23 protein-coding genes are annotated in these 25,222 nt (G+C 58.8%); 14 read left to right on the top strand and 9 right to left on the bottom strand.

Annotated features, from left to right (window positions below; translation table 11 throughout):
* The first annotated feature begins 1 nt into the window (after position 1).
* Positions 2 to 2,401, top strand: coding sequence for a TonB-dependent receptor (locus A8O26_RS11695; RefSeq protein WP_064118128.1), 2,400 nt, complete (start codon positions 2 to 4; stop codon positions 2,399 to 2,401).
* 122 nt (positions 2,402 to 2,523) lie between these two features.
* Entirely contained in the window at positions 2,524 to 3,039 is a 516-nt protein-coding gene (locus A8O26_RS11690) for a cupin domain-containing protein (RefSeq protein ID WP_064118127.1), read from the top strand.
* Positions 3,040 to 3,216: 177 nt separating this feature from the next.
* On the opposite strand, the gene A8O26_RS11685 is transcribed toward A8O26_RS11690, so the two are convergent.
* The gene (locus tag A8O26_RS11685) at positions 3,217 to 4,395 is read right to left on the bottom strand and encodes a XylR family transcriptional regulator (protein ID WP_064118126.1); all 1,179 of its coding nucleotides are present in this window, start codon (positions 4,393 to 4,395) and stop codon (positions 3,217 to 3,219) included.
* A 176-nt stretch (positions 4,396 to 4,571) separates the two neighbouring features.
* Between A8O26_RS11685 and xylA the strand changes: the two genes are divergently transcribed.
* The 5 genes from xylA (at position 4,572) to A8O26_RS11660 (ending at position 11,103) form a co-directional block, all read left to right on the top strand.
* Positions 4,572 to 5,888, top strand: coding sequence for a xylose isomerase (gene xylA / locus A8O26_RS11680; RefSeq protein WP_064118125.1), 1,317 nt, complete (start codon positions 4,572 to 4,574; stop codon positions 5,886 to 5,888).
* A gap of 149 nt (positions 5,889 to 6,037) precedes the next feature.
* Positions 6,038 to 7,039 (top strand): D-xylose ABC transporter substrate-binding protein, encoded by a 1,002-nt coding sequence (xylF, locus tag A8O26_RS11675; protein WP_064118124.1) that lies wholly within the window; start codon positions 6,038 to 6,040, stop codon positions 7,037 to 7,039.
* Positions 7,040 to 7,206: 167 nt separating this feature from the next.
* Positions 7,207 to 8,763, top strand: a complete 1,557-nt coding sequence (gene xylG, locus A8O26_RS11670; protein ID WP_064118123.1) for a D-xylose ABC transporter ATP-binding protein — start codon at positions 7,207 to 7,209, stop codon at positions 8,761 to 8,763.
* Positions 8,764 to 9,900, top strand: coding sequence for a sugar ABC transporter permease (locus A8O26_RS11665; RefSeq protein WP_064118122.1), 1,137 nt, complete (start codon positions 8,764 to 8,766; stop codon positions 9,898 to 9,900). It begins immediately after the preceding gene.
* Between the two features lie 243 nt (positions 9,901 to 10,143).
* Positions 10,144 to 11,103, top strand: coding sequence for an EamA family transporter (locus A8O26_RS11660; protein WP_064118121.1), 960 nt, complete (start codon positions 10,144 to 10,146; stop codon positions 11,101 to 11,103).
* 29 nt (positions 11,104 to 11,132) lie between these two features.
* Here the strand turns inward: A8O26_RS11660 and A8O26_RS11655 are convergent, their stop codons facing one another.
* Positions 11,133 to 12,062, bottom strand: a complete 930-nt coding sequence (locus A8O26_RS11655) for a ZIP family metal transporter (RefSeq protein WP_064118120.1) — start codon at positions 12,060 to 12,062, stop codon at positions 11,133 to 11,135.
* A gap of 63 nt (positions 12,063 to 12,125) precedes the next feature.
* On the bottom strand, positions 12,126 to 12,392 hold the full coding sequence (locus tag A8O26_RS11650) for a hypothetical protein (RefSeq protein ID WP_064118372.1): 267 nt from the start codon (positions 12,390 to 12,392) through the stop codon (positions 12,126 to 12,128).
* Positions 12,393 to 12,645: 253 nt separating this feature from the next.
* On the opposite strand from A8O26_RS11650, the gene A8O26_RS11645 reads away from it, so the two are divergent.
* On the top strand, positions 12,646 to 13,989 hold the full coding sequence (locus tag A8O26_RS11645; protein WP_367600744.1) for an MFS transporter: 1,344 nt from the start codon (positions 12,646 to 12,648) through the stop codon (positions 13,987 to 13,989).
* Positions 13,990 to 14,011: 22 nt separating this feature from the next.
* On the opposite strand, the gene A8O26_RS11640 is transcribed toward A8O26_RS11645, so the two are convergent.
* Positions 14,012 to 14,623 (bottom strand): dTMP kinase, encoded by a 612-nt coding sequence (locus A8O26_RS11640; RefSeq protein ID WP_064118118.1) that lies wholly within the window; start codon positions 14,621 to 14,623, stop codon positions 14,012 to 14,014.
* A 127-nt stretch (positions 14,624 to 14,750) separates the two neighbouring features.
* On the opposite strand from A8O26_RS11640, the gene A8O26_RS11635 reads away from it, so the two are divergent.
* Both A8O26_RS11635 and A8O26_RS11630 read left to right on the top strand, forming a co-directional pair.
* Positions 14,751 to 15,884 (top strand): aminotransferase class V-fold PLP-dependent enzyme, encoded by a 1,134-nt coding sequence (locus A8O26_RS11635; protein WP_064118117.1) that lies wholly within the window; start codon positions 14,751 to 14,753, stop codon positions 15,882 to 15,884.
* 111 nt (positions 15,885 to 15,995) lie between these two features.
* On the top strand, positions 15,996 to 16,808 hold the full coding sequence (locus A8O26_RS11630) for a DUF1206 domain-containing protein (protein WP_064118116.1): 813 nt from the start codon (positions 15,996 to 15,998) through the stop codon (positions 16,806 to 16,808).
* A 96-nt stretch (positions 16,809 to 16,904) separates the two neighbouring features.
* Here A8O26_RS11630 and A8O26_RS11625 read toward each other — a convergent pair whose 3' ends face one another.
* The 3 genes from A8O26_RS11625 to A8O26_RS11615 form a co-directional block, all read right to left on the bottom strand.
* On the bottom strand, positions 16,905 to 18,026 hold the full coding sequence (locus A8O26_RS11625; RefSeq protein ID WP_064118115.1) for an SMP-30/gluconolactonase/LRE family protein: 1,122 nt from the start codon (positions 18,024 to 18,026) through the stop codon (positions 16,905 to 16,907).
* Positions 18,027 to 18,214: 188 nt separating this feature from the next.
* Complete coding sequence (locus A8O26_RS11620) at positions 18,215 to 18,724, bottom strand: nucleoside deaminase (protein ID WP_064118114.1); 510 nt, start codon at positions 18,722 to 18,724, stop codon at positions 18,215 to 18,217.
* Positions 18,725 to 18,755: 31 nt separating this feature from the next.
* Positions 18,756 to 20,087: a nucleobase:cation symporter-2 family protein gene (locus A8O26_RS11615; protein ID WP_064118113.1), complete on the bottom strand. Its 1,332-nt coding sequence runs from the start codon at positions 20,085 to 20,087 to the stop codon at positions 18,756 to 18,758.
* Between the two features lie 213 nt (positions 20,088 to 20,300).
* Between A8O26_RS11615 and A8O26_RS11610 the strand changes: the two genes are divergently transcribed.
* Positions 20,301 to 21,215: a LysR family transcriptional regulator gene (locus A8O26_RS11610; protein WP_064118112.1), complete on the top strand. Its 915-nt coding sequence runs from the start codon at positions 20,301 to 20,303 to the stop codon at positions 21,213 to 21,215.
* A 90-nt stretch (positions 21,216 to 21,305) separates the two neighbouring features.
* Here A8O26_RS11610 and A8O26_RS11605 read toward each other — a convergent pair whose 3' ends face one another.
* Complete coding sequence (locus A8O26_RS11605) at positions 21,306 to 22,472, bottom strand: MFS transporter (protein ID WP_064118111.1); 1,167 nt, start codon at positions 22,470 to 22,472, stop codon at positions 21,306 to 21,308.
* A 94-nt stretch (positions 22,473 to 22,566) separates the two neighbouring features.
* Between A8O26_RS11605 and A8O26_RS11600 the strand changes: the two genes are divergently transcribed.
* Together A8O26_RS11600 and A8O26_RS30595 are read left to right on the top strand one after the other, a co-directional pair.
* Positions 22,567 to 23,472 (top strand): LysR substrate-binding domain-containing protein, encoded by a 906-nt coding sequence (locus A8O26_RS11600; protein WP_064118110.1) that lies wholly within the window; start codon positions 22,567 to 22,569, stop codon positions 23,470 to 23,472.
* 179 nt (positions 23,473 to 23,651) lie between these two features.
* Positions 23,652 to 23,864, top strand: a complete 213-nt coding sequence (locus A8O26_RS30595; RefSeq protein ID WP_064118109.1) for a hypothetical protein — start codon at positions 23,652 to 23,654, stop codon at positions 23,862 to 23,864.
* A 144-nt stretch (positions 23,865 to 24,008) separates the two neighbouring features.
* On the opposite strand, the gene A8O26_RS11590 is transcribed toward A8O26_RS30595, so the two are convergent.
* Positions 24,009 to 24,464, bottom strand: coding sequence for an Lrp/AsnC family transcriptional regulator (locus A8O26_RS11590; RefSeq protein WP_003212635.1), 456 nt, complete (start codon positions 24,462 to 24,464; stop codon positions 24,009 to 24,011).
* Positions 24,465 to 24,601: 137 nt separating this feature from the next.
* On the opposite strand from A8O26_RS11590, the gene A8O26_RS11585 reads away from it, so the two are divergent.
* Positions 24,602 to 25,216 carry a LysE family translocator gene (locus tag A8O26_RS11585; protein WP_064118108.1) on the top strand — a complete coding sequence of 205 codons (615 nt, stop codon included), beginning with the start codon at positions 24,602 to 24,604 and terminating at the stop codon, positions 25,214 to 25,216.
* Positions 25,217 to 25,222 lie beyond the last annotated feature (6 nt).

Genomic DNA, 25,222 nt, shown 5'->3' with positions numbered 1-25,222 from the left:
AATGCCCGCAGTATTTCCAGGTCGTTTGCGTCCGTTGTTGCAGTTGAGCCTTGTGCTGAGCCTGAGTGCCAGCCCTGTGTTGATCCAGTCGAGCTGGGCCGAAGACGCCCGGCGCAGTTATCAGGTGCCGGCGGGGAGTCTGAGTGCCGCGTTGACGCGGTTTGCCGGGTTGGCTGGCGTCAATCTGTCGGTCGACCCCGCGTTGGTCAGCGGGCGCAGCAGCAATGGTTTGTCCGGCGAGTTTGGCGTGGAGGAGGGGTTTACCCGGTTGTTGCTGGGCTCTGGTTTGCAACTGCAACCGGTGGGCGATCAGGCTTACACCTTGGTGCCTGCACCGGAGGCCGGCAGCCTGCAACTGGCGCCAACTTCGATCCTCGGTGCGAGCGATTCGACAGGCGCCGATGTCTTTGCCGGCGGTCAAGTCGCGCGGCGTGGCTCGCAGGGTTTGCTGGGTTCGAAAGACTTCATGGAAACCCCGTTCAGCATGACCACTTACACCAGCGAGACGGTGAAAAACCAGCAGGCCCGCACCTTGGGTGATCTGATCGCCAGCGACCCATCGGTGCGTGCGACCAACCCCGCCGGTGGACGCTATGAGCAATTCACCATCCGTGGTTTCAGTCTGTTTAACAGCGACGTTTCCTACAATGGCCTCTACGGCGTGCTGCCGACTTACACCATCGACATGGAAATGGCTGATCGCGTCGACATCCTCAAAGGCCCGAGCCAGTTGATCAACGGGATATCGCCGCGGGGCAGTGTAGGAGGGGGGATCAACGTCGTGCCCAAGCACGCCACCGACCAACCGATCACCTCGCTGACCGCCAATTACGCCTCCAACAATCAACTCGGCGGCGCTGTCGATGTCGGCCGGCGATTTGGTCAGGACAATCAGTTCGGTCTGCGTTTCAACGGCGTTAAACAATCGGGTGACACTGAATGGGATCACCAGAGTGTTGATCGCGACATGGCCGTGCTGGGCCTGGATTTTCGCGGTGAGCGTCTGCGGCTGTCGACCGATGTCGGTCACACCGAACGCGATACCGATGCGCCGCAGGAGCGCGTGCAAGTCGCTGCGAACGCCAAGGTGCCGAACGCCAACGATGTACGGCACAACTACGCGCAACCCTGGAGCCAGGCGCGCACCAAAGACACCTTTGGCACCGTCAACGGCGAGTTCGACGTCAGTGATTCGGTCATGTTGTACGGCGGCGTGGGCGCCCGCAAAAGCAATCACGACTTCCTGCGGCACGCCGTTTCCGTCACCAACGATGCCGGCGATTTCAGTGTGCAACCGCGCGATTTTACCCGCGACGAGAACGTCCGGACTGCCACGGCTGGCGTGCGTAACTGGTTCCATACCGGACCGGTCAGCCATGAAGTCAACCTGGCCGCCAGCTACTTCTATATGGATTTCGAAAATGGCGGTGCGCGTTATGCCGCCGGACGCAGCAATCTGTATGACCCGGTGGAAACCGCGAAGCCAGGCACACCCACGCGCTACGACGCCAAGGTCTACACCGAAAACCGCTTCAGCGGCGTGGCGTTGTCCGACACCCTGGGCTTTTTCGATGATCGACTGTTGTTGACGCTGGGCGCTCGCTGGCAGCGTGTCAAAGTCGATGACTGGAGTGATGACATCAAAGGCGACACGGCCTATGACGAAGAAAAGGTCTCGCCATCGGGCGGCATTCTGTTTAAAGCGACGGACAAGCTGTCGCTGTACGCCAACTACATGGAAGGTCTGAGCCAGGGCAAAATCGCTCCGTCAACGTCGGTCAACGAGGACGAAATCTTCCCGCCATTCATCAGCCGCCAGGTTGAAGTCGGTGCCAAGTACGACGCAGGTGCCTATGCGCTGACCGCTGCAGTGTTCCGCATCAAGCAGCCAGCCTATGAAACCAACGCAACGACGCGGGTCTTTGGCCCCAACGGTAAACGACAGAACGACGGGGTTGAGCTGAGCGTATTCGGCGAGCCGCTGAAAGGCTTCCGGTTGCTCGGAGGCGTGATGTACATCGACAGCGAACTGACCCACACCACAAACGGCACCTTTGATGGCAACCGCGCGCCGGCGACGCCGAAATACAATGTCAATCTGGGGGCTGAATGGGACGTGCCGAAGGTGCAGGGGCTGACACTGACCGGGCGCGGCATATACTCCAGTTCGCAGTATCTCGATCAATCGAACGAGAAGGAAATCGATGCCTGGGAACGCTTCGACGTAGGCGCCCGGTACGCGTTCAAAGTCGATGACAAACACATTACCTTGCGCGCCAATGTCGAGAATGTGTTGGATAAACGCTACTGGAGTTCAGCGGGCGCCTCGGATGACAGCGAGCCGGGGTTGACGCTGTCGACTCCGCGGACTTATTTGCTGTCAGCGACGGTGGATTTCTGATTGAACGGCAAGGTTAGTCAGCAGGGTAATTGTATCGAAAATCGTCGATCTACTGTTAACTACACTAAATAGCCGTTTAGTTGAGCTATCAAAAAAGAGCTGCCATTTCAACGGAGTAGACCATGACTCAACGCCCGGTAAACGCACACGAGCTGATCAATGCGTTGAATCTGGAGCCTCATGTTGAAGGCGGCTTTTTCCGCAGAACCTATCAGGCCGACCATCGAGGATTGCTCGAAACCACCCGTGGCCCGCGGTACCTGATGACCTCGATTTATTACTTGCTGACAGCGCAATCACCGGTGGGCCAGTTTCATTTCAATCAATCCGACATCCTGCATTATTTCCACACGGGCGATGCGATCGAGTACAGCCTGATTCATGCCGACGGCAAGCTGGAAACACTGGTCATGGGCAGCGACGTTTTAGCAGAACAGCATCTGCAATTACACGTACCGGGCGGTATCTGGAAAGCGTCGCGATTACTCGATGGGCCAAATGGCTTCGGTTTGATCAGCGAAGCGGTTTCACCTGGGTTTGATTTTGCGGACATGGAAATGAGTCAGCGGCGGAAACTGACGGCGCAATTTCCACAGCATCGAACGCTGATTGAAAAGCTGACGCGTGATGAGGGTTGAGACGCGTAGATTTGTTGAGAGCTGCGAAAACGTACTGGCGGGGATTTGGGGTGCTGCTGGAGATTGAAAAGCTGAGGGCAACGTGGCTGATTCTGAAATGTCTTGTTACGTGTAATGTATATTATGTTAAATCATGTATTACGCTACGTGCCCTGGCAGTAACGCCTGTCTCCATTGCTACGATCCCGCTCCTTGCTGATACTCCCGCGGCGTACACCCAAACTCTCGCCGAAACACCGTATGCAAATACTGCGCGGACTTAAACCCACAACTGCGCGCAACGTCGGCAATCACCGAGTCGGTACTTGTCAGGCCTTTGGTGGCCGCTGCCAATTTGAAACGCAAAATCTCGTCATGCACGCTACAGCCTCGCTCGCTGCGAAAATGCGCTTCAAGTGACGAACGCGACACACCAACATAAGCCGCCACCTGCGCCGTTTTAATGCCCTGGCAAGCATATTGACGAATAAACAGCAGCGCCTGCATGACGTACGGATTGCCCAATGGTTGGTGCAAACTCGACACCTGCACGTTCACAGCATCCGGAGGAATCAGGATCTGCGTGCCGGTGGACGGCATTCCATGGAGCATCTGATGGAGTAATTGCGCAGCGGTACGGCCCATGGTTTCCGTGCCCTGAATAACCGAACTCAGCGGCACCCGGGTCAGGCTGCGGGTCAGCGGATCATTGTCGATGCCAATCAATGCCACTTGCTCCGGTACGGCAATGCCGGCAGTCAGGCATGCTTGCAGCAGTTGCCGGGCGCGAGCGTCGCTGACGGCGATGATGCCGATGGGTTTGGGCAGGCTTTGCAGCCAGGCGATCAGTTGTTCGACGGCGCTGTCCCAGAGCGGCGCGCTGGTGCCCATGCCGCGATAGATTTCGCCGTGCAGGCCGTCGCGTTTCATCAGTTTGCGGAAGGCTTTTTCGCGCTCCTGAGCCCAACGATTGGCTTGCGCTTCCGGCAGGCTGAAGCAGGCAAAACGCTGCAGTCCCGCCTCGATCAAATGCGTGTAGGCCAGTGTCATCAGCGCGTTGTTATCGGTGGCGACGTAGGGAATCGCTTTCGGATAGGCGCGTTTATCCTCGTACGAGCCCCCTACCGCTACTACCGGCATCTGGATATCGGCCAGCGCCTCGCCAATCAGCGGATCGTCGAAATCGGCAATGATCCCGTCACCCTGCCAGCGCTCGATGCCTTTCAAACGACAGAGAAAATCCTCTTCCAGGAACAAGTCCCAGGAAGCGCGAGTGCTGCTCAGGTAATTGCCGATGCCGCTGATGATGCCACGGTCGTAGATCTTGCTGCCGTTGAACAACAGGGCGATGCGGTGAACAGGCGGTACGGTTTTCATTGTTTTTATGCTTGTTCGAAATCCCCTTCTAAAGGAGACGGTTTGCACAGACTAGGCGCGTGGCCGAAGAAGCTCAATACGCAAAATCGCACCCCGTGTTGATGTTTTTCATAATCAGCGGGCACTGGGCCGTTGCTAGTATCGAGACACCGCCAAGAACAACAAGGACAAGGTCCATGCAGTATTTTCCCGATGTCGATCCGATTCGCTTCGAAGGTCCGGATAGCGATTCTCCCCTCTCCTTTCGTCACTACGACGCCGACAAACTCATCCTCGGCAAACCCATGCGCGAACACCTGCGCATGGCTGCCTGTTACTGGCACACGTTCGTCTGGCCGGGTTCCGATGTATTCGGCGCGGGGACCTTCAAGCGCCCATGGCAACACGCCGGCGACCCGATGGAACTGGCGATCGGCAAGGCCGCCGCCGCCTTCGAACTCTTCTCCAAACTGGGTATCGACTATTACTGCTTCCATGACACCGATGTCGCCCCGGAGGGCAGCTCTCTGAAGGAGTATCGCAACCACTTCGCGCAGATGGTTGATCACCTCGAGCAACACCAGGAAGCCAGCGGAATAAAGCTGCTGTGGGGCACCGCCAATTGTTTCAGCAACCCGCGTTTCGCTGCCGGCGCCGCGAGCAATCCGGATCCTGAAGTGTTCGCCTGCGCCGCTGCCCAAGTGTTCAGTGCGATGAACGCGACCCATCGTCTGAAAGGCGCCAACTACGTGTTGTGGGGCGGTCGCGAAGGCTACGAAACCCTGCTCAACACTGACTTGAAGCGCGAGCGTGAACAACTCGGGCGTTTCATGCGCATGGTGGTCGAGCACAAGCACAAGATCGGTTTCACCGGCGACCTGCTGATCGAACCGAAGCCGCAGGAGCCGACCAAACACCAATACGATTACGACAGCGCCACGGTGTTCGGCTTTCTCCAGCAGTTCGGGCTGGAGCACGAAATCAAGGTCAACATCGAGGCCAACCACGCGACCTTGGCCGGGCACAGCTTCCATCACGAGATTGCCACGGCCGTTTCGCTGGGGATTTTCGGCAGCATCGACGCCAACCGGGGTGATCCGCAAAACGGCTGGGACACCGATCAATTCCCCAACAGCGTCGAAGAAATGACCCTGGCCACCTATGAAATTCTCAAGGCCGGCGGGTTCAAGAATGGCGGCTTCAACTTCGACTCCAAGGTGCGCCGACAAAGCCTCGATCAGATCGATCTGTTCCATGGCCACGTCGGCGCGATGGACGTTCTTGCCCTGTCTCTGGAGCGCGCCGCCGCCATGGTCCAGAACGACCAGTTGCAACAGCTCAAGGATCAACGCTACGCCGGCTGGCAGCAGCCGTTCGGGCAGGCGGTGATGGCCGGCGACTTCAACCTTGAGTCGTTGGCCGAGCACGCATTCACTAACGAGTTGAACCCGCAAGCCGTCAGCGGCCGCCAGGAAATGCTCGAAAACATCGTTAACCGGTTTATCTATCGCTGATCACACAGGGAGTCTGCGGGCGAATTCATGCGGTGACATTTCAACGACAAATCTGTGCATGCGGCGCCTGCGGATTCTCTACAGTTTTACCTGCCCGATACTCATCGTCAGGCCGTGTCTTTCCAACAACAATAAAAGGACGCCCCACTATGAAGAACGTGAAACGTACGTTATTGGCCACTGCCCTGGCGCTGCTGTCACTGCCGGTGATGGCTGACGCTGCCCACCCGAAAATCGGTTTCTCCATCGATGATTTGCGCCTGGAACGCTGGTCGCGTGACCGGGATTACTTCGTCGCGGCAGCAGAAAAAATGGACGCCAAGGTGTTCGTACAGTCGGCCGATGCCAACGAGCAAAAGCAGATTTCCCAGATCGAAAACCTGATTTCCCGGGGCGTCGATGTCATCGTCATCGTGCCGTTCAACGCCACGGTGCTGACCAACGCGGTGGCCGAAGCGAAGAAGGCCGGGATCAAGGTCGTGTCTTATGATCGGCTGATTCTCAACGCCGATGTCGACGCCTACATTTCCTTCGATAACGAAAAGGTCGGCGAGATGCAGGCCAGCGGCGTGCTGAATGCCGCGCCCAAGGGCAATTACTTTTTGCTCGGTGGTGCGCCCACCGACAACAACGCCAAGATCCTGCGGGAAGGCCAGATGAAAGTGCTGCAACCGGCCATCGACAAGGGCGATATCAAGATCGTCGGCCAGCAGTGGGTGAAGGAATGGAACCCGACCGAAGCGCTGAGCATTGTTGAAAACGCCCTGACCCGCAACGACAACAAAATCGACGGCATTGTCGCTTCCAACGACGCCACCGCCGGTGGCGCGATCCAGGCACTGGCAGCGCAGCAGTTGGCCGGCAAGGTGCCGATTTCCGGGCAGGACGCCGACCTTGCCGCAGTCAAGCGAGTGATCGCCGGTACGCAAACCATGACCGTGTACAAGCCACTGAAACTCATCGCCTCCGAAGCGGCCAAGCTCTCGGTGCAACTGGCGCGCAACGAAAAACCCGCTTTCAGCTCGCAGTACGACAACGGCAGCAAAAAGGTCGACACCATCCTGCTCACGCCAACCCCGTTGACCAAGGACAACATCGACCTGCTCGAACAGGACGGCTTCTACACCAAAGCGCAAATTGCCGGGAAGTGACCGGATCACAAATCTCCGTTTATACGAAAACCCTTGTGGGAGCGAGCTTGCTCGCCAAGACGGCAGCACATTCAGCATCGATGCCAGCTGAACCACCGCTTTCGCGAGCAAGCTCGCTCCCACCCAGGTTCAGTGGTGTGTGAGTCTTTGGAATACGAGCCCTCTCCATGTCCGACTATCTGCTGCAAATGAACGGCATCGTCAAAACCTTCGGCGGTGTCAAAGCGCTGAACGGCATCGACATCAAGGTCAAACCGGGCGAGTGCGTTGGCCTGTGCGGCGAGAATGGCGCTGGCAAATCCACCCTGGTGAAGATCCTTTCGGCGGTTTACCCCCACGGCACCTGGGACGGTGAAATCCTCTGGGACGGACAACCGCTCAGGGCGCAATCGATCAGCGAAACGGAAGCCGCCGGTATCGTCATCATTCACCAGGAACTGACGCTGGTGCCCGACCTGTCGGTGGCCGAAAACATTTTCATGGGCCATGAACTGACGCTGCCCGGCGGGCGCATGAATTACCCGGCGATGATTCACCGCGCCGAAGCGCTGATGCGCGAACTGAAAGTCCCGGACATGAACGTTTCACTGCCGGTTTCGCAGTACGGCGGCGGCTATCAGCAACTGGTGGAGATCGCCAAGGCCCTGAACAAAAAGGCCCGCCTGCTGATCCTCGACGAGCCCTCCTCGGCCTTGAGCCGTTCGGAAATCGAGGTGTTGCTGGACATCATTCGCGACCTCAAAGCCAAAGGCGTTGCCTGCGTCTACATCTCGCACAAGCTCGATGAAGTGGCCGCCGTGTGCGACACCATTTCGGTGATCCGCGACGGCAAACACATCGCTACCACCGCCATGGCCGACATGGACATTGCGCAGATCATTACGCAGATGGTCGGACGGGAAATGAGCAACCTCTACCCCAGCGAGCCACACGACATTGGCGAAGTGATTTTCGAGGCCCGCCACATCACCTGCTACGACGTCGACAACCCCAAGCGCAGACGAGTCGACGATGTTTCCTTCGTGCTCAAGCGCGGCGAGATCCTCGGCATCGCCGGGCTGGTCGGCGCCGGCCGTACCGAACTGGTGACCGCGCTGTACGGCGCTTACCCCGGCCGCCACGAGGGTGAAGTCTGGCTGGACGGGCAACCCATCGACACGCGCACGCCGCTCAAGTCCATCCGTGCCGGCCTGTGCCTGGTGCCCGAGGACCGCAAGCGCCAAGGGATCATTCCAGACTTGGGCGTCGGCCAGAACATCACCCTCGCCGTGCTGGACAACTATTCGAAGCTGACCCGCATCGATGCCGAAGCCGAACTGGGCTGCATCGACCGGGAAATCTCACGGCTGCACCTCAAGACCGCCAGCCCGTTCCTGCCGATCACCAGCCTGTCGGGGGGCAATCAACAAAAAGCCGTGCTGGCGAAGATGCTGTTGGCCAAACCCCGGGTACTGATTCTCGATGAGCCGACCCGAGGCGTGGACGTCGGCGCCAAATACGAAATCTACAAATTGATGGGCGCACTGGCCGCTGCCGGTGTGTCGATCATCATGGTCTCGTCGGAGTTGGCCGAAGTGCTGGGTGTTTCCGATCGCGTGCTGGTGATTGGCGAAGGTCAGTTGCGTGGCGACTTCATCAACCATGAACTCACCCAGGAACAGGTACTCGCCGCCGCCCTCACCCCGCCTGGCAGCCATAACAATAATGATCGGAAATCCGTGTAAATGAATCAGGTCAAACAACTGTTCACCCGCTACAAAATGCTCGCGCTGGTGTTTGCCGTGGTGCTGATCTGGCTGTTCTTCAGCTGGCAGACCGAGGGCGGATTCCTGACCCCGCGCAACCTCTCCAATCTGCTGCGGCAGATGTCGATTACCGGCATTCTCGCCTGCGGCATGGTGCTGGTGATCATCAGCGGCGAGATCGATTTGTCGGTTGGCTCGTTGCTCGGCCTGCTCGGTGGCCTCGCGGCCATTCTTGATGTGGTCTATCACATCCCGCTGTTGGCCAACCTCAGTCTGGTCGCCCTGTGTGGCCTGATGATTGGCCTCGCCAATGGCTACATGGCGGCTTACCTGCGCATACCCTCCTTCATCGTCGGTCTGGGCGGCATGCTGGCTTTTCGCGGGATTTTGCTGGGAATTACCGGCGGCACGACCATCGCGCCGGTATCGCCGGAGCTCGTCTACATTGGCCAGGGTTACCTGCCCCATGCAATTGGCACTGGCCTGGGCATTTTGTTGTTCGCGCTGACCGTGTTCCTCACCTGGAAACAACGGCGTAATCGTGCTCTTCATGGCCTCGCGGCGCACTCGTTAGTGCGTGACATCATCCGCGTGTTGGTGATCGGTGCCGTGCTTGCCGGCTTCGTACAGACGCTCAACAGCTACGACGGCATTCCCGTGCCGGTGTTGTTGCTGCTGATTCTGCTGGGTGTGTTCAGCTACGTGACCAGCCAGACCGTGTTCGGTCGCCGTGTCTACGCTGTGGGCAGCAATATGGAAGCGACGCGCCTGTCCGGCATCAATGTGCAGGCGGTGAAGCTGTGGATCTTCGGGATCATGGGCGTCATGTGCGCCCTCGCCGGCGTGGTCAACACCGCGCGCCTGGCTGCCGGTTCGCCTTCGGCCGGTAGCATGGGTGAGCTCGACGCCATCGCCGCGTGCTTTATCGGCGGTACCTCCATGCGCGGCGGCTCCGGCACGGTGTACGGCGCCCTCCTCGGCGCGCTGGTCATCACCAGCCTCGACAACGGCATGTCGATGCTTGATGTCGACAGCTATTGGCAGATGATCGTCAAGGGCAGCATTTTGGTGTTGGCGGTTTGGGTGGATGTGAGTACGCGGACCGGGCGCCGTTGAGCCGTGACGGAGGGGGTTTCGCCCCTCCGTAACTGGCCAGACCTGATTTGTCTCGCTGCACAAAGTCATACGATCTCTATTTTTTCTCAAGGCACTAAAGGTCAGGCGTAGAGTGCTGCAGCCCCGTGTTTACGCTGTATGGGGTTCTTGCCCATCGCCGTCGGATACGGTACAAACCGGTTAGTTGTACGACAACCTAATAAAACCAAGTCGTTCGAACGGCTAACAATCCTGAGATCTGCCATGCCTCGCCCTACCGCTACGCAAACCGTTCCGCCACCCTACCCCCGTTATCTGGCGGTGATCATTCTGTTGTGCATGGGCTGTGCGTTTGCCGGCAATCATGTGGCGGCGCGAGTCGCATTTGACGACGGTGCGGGTGTGCTGCTGGCGATTTTGATGCGTTCCGGCGGGACCTTGCTGGTGCTCGCCATCCTGGTGCTGTGGCAAAGACAAAGCCCGCGCTTGCCGGCGGGTGCCTGGCGCTGGCAACTGTTGCTGGGGCTGCTGATCACTGCGCAGAGTCTGTGTCTGTATTCCGCTGTCGCGCGGGTGCCGGTGGCGCTGGCCCTGCTGGTGGCGAACGTATTCCCTATTCTGCTGGCATTGCTCACTTGGGCGCTGGGTGGCCAGCGACCGAGCGCACGCACTGCGACGTTAATGGGGTTGATTCTGCTGGGCCTGGTGTTTGTGCTGGACGTCCCCGGGCGTCTCTCGACCACGACAGACGTCAGTGCGCAATGGCTGACCGGCGTCGCGCTCGCGTTCTGCGCCGCCAGCGTGTTCGCCTGCGCGCTGTGGATCACCGACCACAAACTGTCTCAGGTACGCGGCTCGGTGCGCAGTTTGCTAACCATTTTCATCGTGTTCAGCAGCGTCAACCTGGCAGGACTGACGGGCGCCCTTCCCGGCGGATTGAACCTGCCCGCCACCTCGACCGGATGGCTGGCCCTCGCCACTTTGGTGGTGCTGTACGGCACAGGTTTTATCGTCCTGTTCATTTCGGTACCTCGACTCGACATGCCGCGCAATGCGCCGGTCATGAACATCGAGCCGTTGGCAACGCTGCTGATGGGCTGGATCGTGCTGGACCAAATGCTCAGTAGAGGACAGATTGTCGGCGGGGTGATTGTGGTCATGGGCATCGTTTTGCTGACTTATCATAAATCAGTGGTCAATGCTGAGGTTAAAGTCAGTGCGTGAGGGGTTCTCTCCAGTGGTCAGGTGCGTGATTAACCCAAAGCAGTATCGAGAAACATCATCACCCCAAAGCCGAGCATCAGTCCCAAGGTGGCCGGGGTCTCATGACCGTTGCGATGAGTCTCGGGAATGACCTCATGGGACACCACAAAAATCATCGCCCCGGCTGCCAAACCGAGCGCAATGGGATATCCCAACGCAAAGCTGCTGGAAATACCCAGTCCGACAACGGCGCCAATCGGCTCCATCAACCCCGAACCCACCGCAATCAGCGCTGCGCGCAGTGCGCAGATGCCGGTTACGCGTAATGCCAGGGCAACAGCCAGACCTTCGGGAATGTCTTGAATGGCGATGGCAGTCGTCAGTGGCAGTCCCACCTTCATATCGCCGTTGGCGAAGCTCACGCCAATGGCCATGCCTTCCGGCAGGTTATGCAGTGTGATTGCCAGCACGAACAACCAGACACGATTGATGCGCTGCGCGTCCGGCCCCCGGCGTCCGCTTTTCTCGTGTTCGTGAGGGACGAAACAATCAAGGCCGACCATCAGCGCAACGCCCAATCCCAATCCTGCAACGACGACGCAGGCTGCGAGCAACGGGTTACCGCAGAGCGCCTGAGCCGCTTCTATGCCAGGCAGAATGAGCGAAAACGAACTGGCCGCCAGCATCATTCCGGCGGCGAAGCCGAGCATGATGTCTTGGGTTCGGGCGGCGATGTCTCGCAACGCGATCGCTACGACAGCGCCCATTGCCGTGGCAGCGAAGCCGGTCATGCCACCGATAAAGGCGAAGTACAGATTCTGTTTGTTGGCCCCGACGAAGGCGCCATAGCCGCTAATCAGCAGAAAGACTGTCACGCCGATCAGAATCGACCAGAAGACGCGCCCGCCCCATCCAGACTCTGAGAATCGAGCGAACCAGGAGCGAGCTGGTGCGGCTGATGAGGTCAACGGTTCGGGCATGGCAACCGCCTGTTTCGTTGATTCGATCTTTTCAGCGGATCCGCATAACGACCGTACATGACCTCAATGGTAATCGTCTCCAGCGACTGCGCGCAGGTACGCAACGTCTGCTTCTCTTCGCAGGTCGCGCCACTCGTCCCAGCTGAGTATGCCCAAGCGATCCATTTCATCCGACTGGCGCAGCAGTTCATCGTGATAGGCGTCTGGGCAGTCCATGCGTAACTCAAGATTTTCCAGTGCACGTTGCCAGGCAGCCAAAGCGAGTAATTTGGTTTCTTGTGCGAATGTCAGTTGATTCTTGAACGCGTTCATTTCGCCCACCCCGAACATTTCCCGGTTGAGCGGCTGATTTGGGGTTAGGTTCAAAATGTCTGAAGAAAAGCGGATGACTGAAAGCTTGTCGTTATATCTCTGCCTTTGTTTGCCTGCGTCCAAGCGTCGCAGTCAACAGCTATTGGCAAATCCTGCACAAGCCTTAGAATCCGCGCGCTCTTGCAGTCGCCGGATCTGGTGACCGAAACGTATACAACCGCCCTGCCCGTCTGGCGGGCGCCCGCACCACACACCCCGGCTTGGCAATCGCATGCGCAGAGGCGCACGTGGCGCTGTTCGATTTCTAGAGGTTTTTATGTCTCCGCGTTTGCTGGCCATGGCGCTGGCGCCCCTGCTCGGGCTTTTCATTGTTGCGCTGGGCAACGGTTTTCTGTCTTCGCTGACCACCCTTCGACTCGACGCTGCCGGTGCGTCGACCACGATGATCGGCATCGTTTCATCGGCTTACTTCATCGGTCTGACCCTGGGCGCCGTATTCAATGACCGCCTGATTCTGCGCATCGGCCATATCCGCGCCTACGGCAGCTTTGCCTCGTTGATCGCCGTGACCATTCTGCTGCAGGGATTGTTCTATGACACTTGGGGTTGGTTCGCGCTGCGCCTGATCAATGGCTGGGCCACGGTCGGCGTGTTTCTGGTGATCGAGAGCTGGCTGTTGCTGGCGGGCGACGCAAAGATTCGCGGGCGCTTGCTCGCGTTGTACATGATCGTCTTGTACGGCGCCGGTGTGCTGGGGCAGGCAACGCTGGGGAAAATCACCGGGTTGAGCGACAGTGCACCGTTTATGGTCGCCGGCATGCTCGCTTCGTTGTCGGTGCTGCCGATTGTGATCCTGCCGCGAGTGTCGCCATTGCTCGATCAGGTTGAGCCGCTCAAGCCACGGCAACTGCTGGGCGTGACGCCGACCGGGCTGGTCGGCTGTTTCGGCTCGGGCGTCACCATCGCGGCGATTTACACGTTGCTGCCGTTGTATCTGCAGCGCAGCGGGCTGAATGTCGGTGAGGTCGGCAGCATGATGGCCTGGACGATCCTCGGCGCGATGCTCCTGCAATACCCGGTCGGGCGCTGGTCCGATCGCAAGGATCGCTTGCAGGTACTGACCATTCTGACGGTGGCGTGCACCGTGCTATCGCTGGTGATCGTATTGCTGCCGTTGTCCACGTCGATGCTAGCGGCGATGTTGTTTCTGCTAGGCGGCGGAGTGTTTGCGCTTTACCCCGTAGCCGTAAGCCATGCTGCTGACCGTGCCCCGGCCGAAGCGTTGGTGCCGATGATTCAGGGCTTGCTGTTGATCAACTCTCTGGGTTCGGCGCTCAGTCCGATGATGATCTCGCCGGTGATGAACTCGTTCGGTGCCAATGGTTTGTTCTGGGTGTTTGCGCTGGTCAATCTGTGCATGGTCACCTTCTTCCTGTGGCGCCGTGGCAAACGCCCGGTTCCGGCCAATCCCGCGCCGTTTGCGGCTGCAGCAACGTTCTCGCCGACAGGTGCGGAACTGCGGGTGACCGAAGACTTGCGTCAGGCGGTGCAGGAGCATCCGCCGATGGTGGATGCGTTGAGCGGCGAGCCTTCACCACACTGTGAAGCTCGGTGAGGTTTGCGCCACCCTTCGACACTCAGCCAAGCACTTTATAGATCTCTGCAACCACCTGAGTTGTTGCGGCTTCGATGGTTCCTTCATTACGGCACAGCACCCAGCCGTGATCGGCAACCGCCTGCTCGAACATCTCGCTGCACACGACGTGCTCGGCGTGTTTCTGGATCACCGTGCCGCCCAGGCCTCGTGATCGGGCCGTTGCCCGCGCCCATGAAATATCCGGTGTGGTGACGACGCCGACATGCAGATCCGGCACGCGCACGCCTCGCTCGATGTTCAACTGCAGAATCTCGGCAAACGGCACGCTATGGCGAAATGCGGCATCCGACGGATACCAGCGGTCGATCAGAATGATGCTGTCCAACGGCTGTTTGGGCAGCACCTGCCGGGAAATCCAGCTTCGGCTATCCGCAAGGCGCTGACACACCGCCCACTCCAGATCCCGGGAAGGATGTCTGGCGAGTTGGTTGACGAGGGCCATGGTTTCGCCGCGGTACGGATCGCTTTTTCTCTCGCACAGCCGGATGACTTTGTGCTTGTCCGCCCGCAGCGCAGCGGTAACGGCCTCCAGCAATGTGGTTTTGCCGGTGCCCTTGGGCCCATCCAGAGAAATAAACAGCGGCAGCTTCATGGTTCACGCAACGATTGAGACATTGCTGAGTACTCTAACCTCATTTGCGCAAATCAATGAGCTGATCCCTGCCCTTTGCCTACACTTGCTTGCCAATGATGTTTAGCCCTCTGCCAAAGGAGTCACCATGTCCAAGCTCTATCCGAGCATCGATCCCGAGGGATTGGTCGAGTATTCCGTGGTCTACACCGACCGCTCGCTGAACCACATGTCGCAATCCTTTCAAGGTGTGATGAAGAACATTTCCACGACCCTGAAACAGGTCTACAACGCTGAGGCGGTAGCGGTGGTTCCGGGCAGTGGCACTTACGGCATGGAGGCGGTGGCGCGGCAATTCGCCACCGGCCAGCAATGCCTGGTGATACGCAACGGCTGGTTCAGTTATCGCTGGAGCCAGATCCTTGAGATGGGCAACATCCCGGCGGCCACCACAGTGCTCAAAGCCCGGCCAATCGAGACCGGGCGCCAGGCAGCCTACGCCCCGCCACCTCTGGACGAAGTGCTGGCCGCCATCGCGGCGCAAAAACCGCAGGTGGTCTTCGCGCCCCACGTTGAAACTTCATCCGGAATTCTCCTGCCCGATGAGTACCTGCGGGCCGTCGGCGACGCCGTGCATGCGGTGGGAGGGCTGTTCGTGCTGGACTGCATCGCCTCCGGCACCATTTGGGTGGATATGCACAAATGCGCCGTCGACCTGCTGATCAGCGCCCCACAGAAAGGCTGGAGCGCCTCCCCTTGCTGCGCCCTGGTGATGTTCAGTAATGCGGCGCTTGCACGCATCGAACAAACGCAAAGCAGCAGCTTCGCCTGCGACCTGAAAAAGTGGCTGCAAATCATGCAGGCCTACGAACAGGGCGGACATGCCTATCACGCGACGATGCCCAGCGATTCCCTCGCGCGGTTCAACGACGTGATGAAAGAGACGCAAGCGTACGGATTCGACAAGGTTCGCGATGAACAACAGGCGCTGGGTGATCGGGTGCGTGCGTTGTTGACCGGCAAAGGCATCAAAAGCGTGGCCGCTGCGGGCTTTCAGGCACCCGGCGTCGTGGTGAGCTACACCGATGATGCCGATATCAAGAACGGCAAGAAATTTGCCCAGCACGGCCTGCAGATCGCTGCCGGCGTGCCACTGCAATGCGACGAACCGGCCGACTTCCAGACCTTCCGCCTCGGCCTGTTCGGGCTGGAGAAGCTGCAGAATATCGAGCGCACGGTCAGCCTGCTGGAGCAGGCACTGGATGAGGTGATGGTTGAGTAAGCCCTCCTCTGCCTGCCGCAGATAACCAACGTTTGAGTGCCAGGAAGGCGAAATAGAACCCCTCCTGGCAAGAAGGGTCTGCTCTCCTACGCCCCTTCAGGAATACACCTCATGTCCGCACAACACAGCCTCGTCATACTTGCTCGGGGAGGCTACGCCGCTCGGGGAGTGCTGTATCTGATCATCGGTATTTTCGCATTGCTCGCCGCCCGGGATTCGACCAGACCCAAAGACAGCCACAAGAGTCTGGAAGCTTTGCTAGGCCAGCCATTCGGCTATTTTTTAGTCGGACTGGTGGTGGCAGGTCTGCTCGCTTTTGCGGCCTGGCGTGTCTTGCAAGCGACGCGTGATGTCGATCATCACGGCAAACAACTCAAAGGACTGGTGATTCGCGCCGGCCTGTTGGCAGGCGGTCTGGTCAACGGGGCTCTGGCGTTTTTTGCATTGGGCCTGCTCTTGAGCGGCATCAAAAGCTCGGGCAATACCGGTGGGCAAACCAAAGATTGGCTGGCGCATCTCTTGTCGTGGGAATACTCGAATGTGTTGGTGTATGTGATCGCTGTCGTTCCGCTGGGTGTCGGCATTGCTCACCTCATCAAGGGCTGGAAAGCGACGTTCGAAAAGTATTTTGAGGCCGACGAAGATGTTATGCGCTACGTCCGCCCGGTATCCCGGTTTGGTCTGATCGCTCGCGGAGTGGTGTTTATAGAAATTGCATTGCTCCTGGCAATCAGCGGTTCCACCTATCAAGCCGTGGATCCACCGGGTCTGAAAGAAGCGCTCGATGCGCTGCAGAATCTTCCCGCGGGTTGGCTGATTTTGATGTTGATGGCCCTGGGGTTGATTGCCTTCTCGGTTTACAGCTTTTCTGAAGCGTTCTGGCGCAAGATCAATATGGACGTGCCGGGCGTATCCAAACCGTAGGGCTTCATTAAACAGCCGAAAATGCAGCGCGTCCTCGGATGCGCTGCAGGCTACTGTTTCGATACTCACGAAACTATCGCGAGGTGTACGTCGGATTTACAGCGCAAACGTAGTCCCGCGAGTATTCACAAACAGTGAGTAGATCGAGTGACTGCTGGCCATGAACAGCCGATTCCCTTCGCGCCCCCCAAAGCACAGGTTCGGGCAGCGCTCCGGCAGAGAAATGTGCCCGATGGCCTTGCCCTGCGGATTGAAAATGCGCACGCCGTCGAGTTTTTCCAGGTCAGCCTTGGGATCCCCATTGCCGCCCCAGCCGCACCACAGGTTGCCTGCTTCGTCGCATTTGATGCCGTCGATCGCAGCATACTCCAGCCCTTCGATGTGCTTGCGACGTTCGCCCAGTGTGCCGTCGTCCTTTACGGCAATCGCCCAGATCAGCCGATTGGGCTTGGCCCGACCTTCAACGACGTACAGCGTTTTTTCATCGGGCGAAAAGCACAGGCCGTTGGGGCCGTTGAGGTCGTCGATGACCCGCGTGACTTTTTTGCTTTCGCCGTCGATGCGGTACACGGCGTGAGGTTGGCTCGGGGTGATTTTGTGGCCTTCGTAGTTGTTGCCGGTCTGGAATGGCGGGTCGCTGAACCAGATCGATCCGTCACTTTTGCAGACGATGTCGTTAGGCGAGTTGAAAGGCTTGCCGTCGAAGCTGTCGGCCAGCACGGTGATCGTGCCATTGGCTTCGGTGCGCGTGATGCGGCGGCCTTCGCTGGTGGTGGTGGAGCCTTCGCAGACGATCAGACGCCCTTGGCGATCCCGGCACATGCCGTTGGAGAAGTTGGAGTGTTCGCGGTACACGCTGAAAGTGTCGGTGATTTCGTCCCAGCGCATGATGCGATTGTTGGGGATGTCGCTGACCAGCAAATAGCGGCCATCACCGACCCAGACCGGCCCCTCGGCCCAGCGCATACCGGTGGCAAGTTTTTCAACACTGGCGTTGAAAATACGCAGTTCAAGGAAGCTGTCGTCGAGGATGTGAATCAGTGGATCCGGGTAGCGCTGACTCAAGGGTTCAGCGGCCTCGGAGAATCGGGGCAGTGCGACGCTGCCGACGGTGGCGAGTGTGGCGGAAACGGCGAGGGATTTTTTCAGGAAGCTGCGGCGGGTGTTGCCTTGCGCTCGGGCGAGGCTTTCAGGCTTGGCGGACAGGGATGAGTCCATGTAGCGATCTCCGTGGTTTTGTTTTTTTTGTGGGAGACGTAGTAATACCTTGTGATAGGACATCGTACAAGTGCCTCATTGCGACGGCTATAGGACGCATACAACGGTGACAACCGCCAGCAGACTCAGGAATCAACCAGCGGAACTGACTGGGCAATCCCCTCTCCTGAGCGCTAGCGTCGATTCATTTAACGCCAAAACCCTTTATGCGGCTCAGCCGCCTCCCCCTCTAGCATCGGCCCCAAAACCCTGACCTTGCGCTGCCCCTTGGCGAACACCTCGCGGCATGGCAGCGAGAACGTCGGGTTCTCCGGATGGTCGCCGGTCAATCCCAGCAACGCATGCTCCGACAAGGCATAAACTACCCGCCCGATCCCGGTCCAATACACCGCGCCGGCGCACATGCAGCAAGGTTCGGCGCTGGTGTACAGCGTGCACAGTTCCAGCTCTTGCGGCGACAGCAGTTTTGCCGCCGCTGCGGCCGCCACCAACTCCGCGTGCTGAGTCGGATCGCCCTCCGGCGGCATCGAGTTATTCCCCGCTTCGACAATCACCTTGCCGTTGCGGTCGGCCACCAATGCCGCGAACGGATGGCGACCGCGCTGTTTCGATGCCTCGGACAAGGCAATGGTTTGGCGCAGCAAGGTCAGATCAAGCTCGCTGACGCCAGCCGGGATGAGCTGAGTGAATTGATTCATGGGTAACTCCTGGGCAGTGGAAAACAAAAAGTCAGTCGGCCAGTTCAGCGCCGATGGTTTCGGTCGATTTTTTATCGTTGTTGAGCAGGATGTTGAGGACAATGGCGGTGATCGCGCCGAGGAAGATCCCGCTGTCGAGCACCAGTTTCAGAGTCGGGCCGACGTGTTCGAACAGCGCCGGAAAGGACATCGGCAGCACGCCGACACTTACCGAAACCGCGACGATGATGCCGTTGCGCGTCCCTTCGAATTGCACCCGTGACAGTTCCTGAATCCCCGCCACCGTGGTCATGCCAAACATGACGATCGCGCAGCCACCGAGCACCGGCGTCGGCACTGCCGCGATCAACGCGCCGAGTTTCGGGAACAAGCCCATCAGCACCATGATTGCCCCGGCAGCGGCCACCACGAAGCGGCTTTTCACGTTCGAGAGCGCAATCAAACCAGTGTTTTGGGTGAAGGCGTTGTAAGGAAAACTGTTGAACAAGCCCCCGAGCATGGTCGACAAACCGTCGGCGCGGAACGCGTTGCCGAGGGTCTGTTGCGTGGTCGGTTTGCCGGTCAGTTTGCCAATCGCCAGGCAGTTGCCGGTGGTCTCGGCCATGATCACCAGCATCGCCAGGGTCATGATCAGAATCGGCACCGGCGCGAATTCCGGCGCGCCGAAGGCCATCGGCGCACTCAGCTCAAACCACGCGGCTTCGCTGACCCGATTGAAGTGAGTCATGCCGCAAGCCGCAGCGATCAGGCTGCCGACGAACAGACCAATGAGCACGCTGAGGTTGCCGAGGAAACCCTTGCATTTGGCGTAGATCACCAACGTCACGCTGACCGTGGCCAGGCCCAGCAAAAGGTTGGCCGGATTGCCGAAATCCGCCGAGTCGGGATTGCCGCCGCCCAGCCAGATCGCCGCCGCCGGCATCAGCGAGATGCCGATGATGGTGATCAGACTGCCGATCACCACCGGCGGAAAAAAGCGCAGCAAGCGGCTGAACACCGGCGCCAAGGCAATGGTGATAAAGCCGGCGGCGATCACTGCACCGAAAATCTGACTGAGACCGAATTCCTTGCCGATCATGATCATCGGCGCCAAGGCAATGAACGAGCAGCCCTGAATCAGCGGCAGCCGCGCGCCGAATTTCCAGAAGCCGAGGGTTTGAATCAGCGTCGCCACACCCGAGGTCAACAGGTTGGCGTTGATCAGCAACACCACCTGCGCCGAGGTCAGCCCCATCGCACTGCCAAGAATCAGCGGCACCGCCACCGCTCCCGCGTACATCACCAGCACATGCTGCAAGCCAAACGTGAACAACTGTCGCAGTGGCAAAACCTCGTCCACCGGATGAATGCGTTGTGGGGTCATTTCACACGCTCCTGAAGGTGCAACATCTGATGAGATCGCAGGCATGCTCAGGGGCGTTGAAAGTCAGATCCGCCCCGGAGATCGTTTGACGCGGGGCCATAGTTGAACGTTTATTACGATGAAACAAATTAGCAACCATCGCTTTTTTCGATGGCACAATCAGGCGTTCGTTAGCCGCTGCAAACCCTCATTTTCGATCCGGGAGTTCACCGCTTGCGCTTCTCACTCGATCAACTGTTGATGTTCGTCCAAGTGGTCAAAAGCGGATCGTTTTCCGCCGCCGGGCGCCAACTGGGCAAGACCCAATCGACCATCAGCGCGGCGATTGCCAACCTCGAAATCGACCTTGGGGTCGACCTGTTCGACCGCAGCAACCGCAGCCCTGCCCTCACCGCCAGCGGCCACAAATTGCTGGTGCAGGCCGAGGCCGTGCTCGAACGCTGCATGACCTTCGAAGCTCACGCTGACTGCCTTTCGGAACACGTCGAACCTAGCCTGACACTGGCGATTGAAACGCCGTACGGCCCGATCATGCCGGTGCTCAAAGCCTTCGAAGCCGCGTTCCCCTTTGTCGACCTGATCATCCGTCATCCGGTGTATGGCGACGTTAGCGAACTGGTCAGCAGCGGTGAAGCGGTACTCGGTGTGGCGTTCTCACAGCCCGGTTACCCCAAGGAACTGGCGTTCCAGCAACTGGGCAAACTGATCATGCTCCACGTCTGCCATCCCGATCATCCACTGGCGCAACTCGATAACGTCACCTTCGACGACCTGCACGTCCATCGCCGCCTGGCCTTCAGCGCCCACGCAAGCAAACTGCCAAGCAGCGAATACCTGCGCTCGACCCAGTTGTGGCAAGCGGAAAGCTATCTGGCGTTATTGGAAATGGTCCGTGCCGGGCTCGGCTGGGCCACCCTGCCCCGTCAACTTGTGCAGCGTGAACTGGCCAAGGGTGAGCTGGTGGAACTGCAGCTTTCGGCGTATCCGCATACCGACTGGCAGATTGGTGTGGATTTGCTCTGGGCGCGGCAACGGCCGCTGGGTAAAGCGGAGCGGTGGCTGAAGGAGAAATTGCAGGGGAATAAGGTGTATGAACTGGATCGCAATGGGCAGATCACCACACTTTGACGTGGGGACCAAGAGGCCCGCCAGAGCGGGCCTCGATCAAGAGCTTTTGTCGTTACGCCAGCTCGGTTGTTTCAGGCTGACCGGAGCTTGTCACACCGTTGCCGCTTGAATCGTTCTGGAACGCCACGCAAACCCCAACACCATCAGCAGCCCCAGACCCGCCATTGCCGCGCCGGCCAGGGAGATCGCCGGATAACCCAGCCCACTACTGATCACCGCGCCGCCCAGCGCTGCGCCAATCGCGTTGCCGAAGTTGAAGGCGCCGATGTTGACCGCCGAGGCCAGATTGGGCGCGTCCTTCGCCGCTTCCATTACACGCATCTGTAGCGGCGGCACCAGGGCGAAACTGGCAATACCCCAGATCAGGATGGCCACGGCGGCCGGCAGCGGCCAGCGCATCAGTACGGTGAATGCCACCAAGACCACAATCAGTACACTCAGCGAGACAATCAGGGTGCGATCGATCGAGCGGTCAGCGGCCTTGCCGCCCCACATGTTGCCCAGCGTAAGCCCAACACCGTAAAGCATCAGCATGGCAGTGATGAAGGCGGTGGACGCATGGGTCTCGCTGCTGAGGATCGGCGCGATGTAGGTGAAGACGGTGAACATTGCACTCGAGCCGACGACGGTCAGGGCCAGCGCGGCCAGCACCGGGCCGCGCCCCAACACCCGGATTTCCGCCATGACACCGGCGCTTTGCGGCGCCCGCACGTTGGGCAAGGCGAACCACAACGCGGCCATCGTCACTACGCCCAGGCCGGTAATACCCCAGAAAGCGGTGCGCCAACCGAACAGTTCGCCAAACCAGGCCGCCAGCGGCACACCGCCGATGGTCGCCAGGGTCAGGCCCATGAACATCGCCGCAACCGCCCCGGCACGTTTTTCCGGGGCGACCAGGGTAGCGGCGACGACGGAGCCAACGCCAAAGAAGGCACCGTGGTTCAGTGAGGTCACCACCCTGGCGACCATGAGGCTGTAGTAATCGGTCGCCAGTGCAGACATCAGATTACCCAGGGTGAAAATCGCCATGAGCCCTATCAGCAAATAGCGTCGGGGAATTCTGCCGGTGGTCAGGGTCATCAGCGGTGCGCCGAGCAATACGCCGAGCGCATAAGCACTGACCAGCAAACCCGCAGCAGGAATGGAAACGCCCAGATCAGCAGCGATACCCGGCAACATGCCCATGGGGGCGAATTCTGTAACGCCGATGCCGAAGGCACCGATGGCGAGTGCAACAAGTGGTGGATTGATACGCATGGAAAGCTCCTTATCTATGCTGCCAATGCTACGATCCCGCCCTTTCAGGCGGTAGATAGCGTTTTTGGCAATCACCTTTGCGTAGGAGGCACAAGTGGATTTCAACGGCAGGTCAGGTGAAATGAGCGTGTTCACCACCGTGGCGCAGGAAGGCAGTCTGTCGGCCGCCGCGCGTGCACTGGGCCTGACACCTTCGGCAGTCAGTCGGATCATCGCGCGCACCGAGCAACGGCTTGGCACCCGCCTGCTATTGCGCACCACCCGAGCGATCACCTTCACCGCCGAGGGCGAAGCGTTCCTGCGCGGCGCCCGGCGGATCCTCGCCGACATGGATGAGGTCGAAGAAGCCATCGCCGATCAAGGCGTGCCCAGAGGGCGATTGCGGGTCAGTGCCGCTCTTGGCCATGGGAGGCTGGCCATCGTTCCGTTAATCGCAGCCTTCAGCGCCCGTTACCCGAACATCGTCGTCGACCTCACCCTCGGCGACGAAGTGGTCGACATTCTTGCCGGACAAGCCGACGTCGCAGTGCGCTTCGGCCATCTGCCCGACAGCCCGCTGACCGCACGCAGGATCGGCACCACCGGCCAGGTCGTGGTGGCATCGCCGCAGTATCTGCAGCGTCACGGCGTCCCACAGGAACCGGAAGACCTGCTCCAGCACAACTGCCTGCGCTTCAACTTCCGGCGTGCCGAACCCAACTGGCCGTTTATCCGCGATGGCAAAGCGTTTTCCCTGAAGGTCAGCGGCAACATCGAATGCAGCAGTGGTGAAGCGCTGGCACAATTCGCGCGTGTAGGTGCCGGCATTGCCCGTATCGGAGAGTTCAGCGTGAGCGAGGATCTCCAGCGCGGCGACCTGATTGCGCTGCTGGACGCGTGGAATCCCGGGGACCAGGAACCTATTCATGCGGTATTCGTCGGCGGCGCGGCGATGCCGGCGCGGGTGCGATTATTCGTGGACTTTTTGGTGGAACATCACCGGATGTCAGCCGGGGCATAAGCTGATATTTGCGGATACTCGTGATGGTGGATGGCCGTCGTTAAAGACTGCTTTTGGCCATAAGCAGCCATCAGTATATGGTCGTTATCTACCCATTGCTGACGCTCGCAAGGGGCGGCTATCAGTAACAGACAATAGCTCAAAGGTGCCCCGCGAGCCCAAGAACGACTCCGTCACAGATGGTCTGGAAACTGAGCTGGTCACCGACACTGTCACTCGACGTGATCTTCCAAGTTTTTCCAGAGCATCATCCGTCACTCCATGAAAACCGCCCCCTGCCGGGGAAACCAGCGGAGGATCTCGCCAAGGCCAAACCCAATCCGATGATCAACGGTCATCAGGAATGGCTGGACGGCTTGGTGGTTGCGGCACGCTTGTCTCCCAGCCTTTAACCTATGAATTTAGTCTTTAGCCGTGGGCCCCAGATGCGGTCGGATTAGGCATTCTAAGTCCGGCCCCAGAGCATCCGCATCTCAGCTCTGGGGCGATTCGACAAAGCCTGACGACTTCCCTGCGTTATCCGCAATATTTGAACTTCATTCCAACGGCAGCGGACGATCAATGATCACGTGCTTCATCACCAACGTCGATGTCAGACGCTGTACGTTGGGTAACCTCGACAGTTCCTCATCGTATAGTTTTTGAAATGCAGGAAGATCTGCTGTCACCACCATTAGCAAGTAATCAGGATCGCCAAAAAGTCTCTGAGCTTGGACGATGTAAGGAATTCGCGGTAAAGCATCTTCAAAATCAGCTACTGCTTTTTGGTGTCCCTCTCGGAGCGTCACGAATACCAGGGACGAGAAATTGAGTCCTAACTCAGTTGCGGATAGTTGAGCTCGATAACCCTTGATCACTCCCAGATCTTCCATCGCCCGAACGCGTCGATGGCATGGAGACAAACTTAGACCTACGCGGTCGGCCAGCTCCGTCAGTGACTGACGACCATCTTGCTGTAGTTGCGCAAGAATCTTCTTGTCCACACGATCCATTAGGAAAAACCTTCTAATTCATTCAGCTTCGACAGGTATCTTCGAAAGATAATACCACTTCGCTTTCATTATCCTTCTATCACGGTTTTTCAGGGTCAAGCGGCGCTTTGAATTGATGGAAGAGGAAGGATTTGATCGTGACTGTTTCTCTGATTATGGCGTTTTGGGCCGTATCATTTTTGTTTGTTATCACGCCCGGGGTCGACTGGGCCTACGCGATTTCGGCAGGTTTGCGAGGCCGCGTCTTACCCGCCGTAGTCGGCATGCTTTCCGGCCATCTTGTGGCCACGCTGATCGTCGCCGCAGGTGTGGGGGGAGTGCTGGTCAAAATTCCCTATGCGTTGCTGACGTTAACGCTGATGGGGGCGGCCTATCTCTTATGGCTCGGCCTCAACATGTTGCTCAAGCCTTCGCTGCCTGCTCAAGGGACATCCCACGATGAAGGTGCCTGGATGGCCTGGGCGATAAAAGGACTATGCGTCAGCGGTCTCAACCCGAAAGTCCTATTGTTGTTCCTGGCGCTACTACCTCAGTTCACTGATGCGTCAGCCGCATGGCCAGTAGGGGCTCAGATTGTCGCTCTAGGCCTGATTCATGGTGTCAGTTGCGGTGTCGTCTATCTCGCGGTCGGCTATGGCGCTGGTGCGGTGCTTGCTTCACGACCAGCAGCGGCAACCCATGTGAGTCGGATATCGGGAGCCGCGATGATCGTAATCGCTGTGGTTCTAGCTGCCGAGCGGCTGGCCATTTGAATTGAG

Origin of the sequence: Pseudomonas fluorescens (assembly GCF_001648775.1) — a bacterium.
Lineage (GTDB): Bacteria > Pseudomonadota > Gammaproteobacteria > Pseudomonadales > Pseudomonadaceae > Aquipseudomonas > Aquipseudomonas fluorescens_M.
The sequence above is the reverse complement of the archived record's forward strand: the minus strand, read 5'-3'. Positions and strand labels throughout refer to the sequence as shown.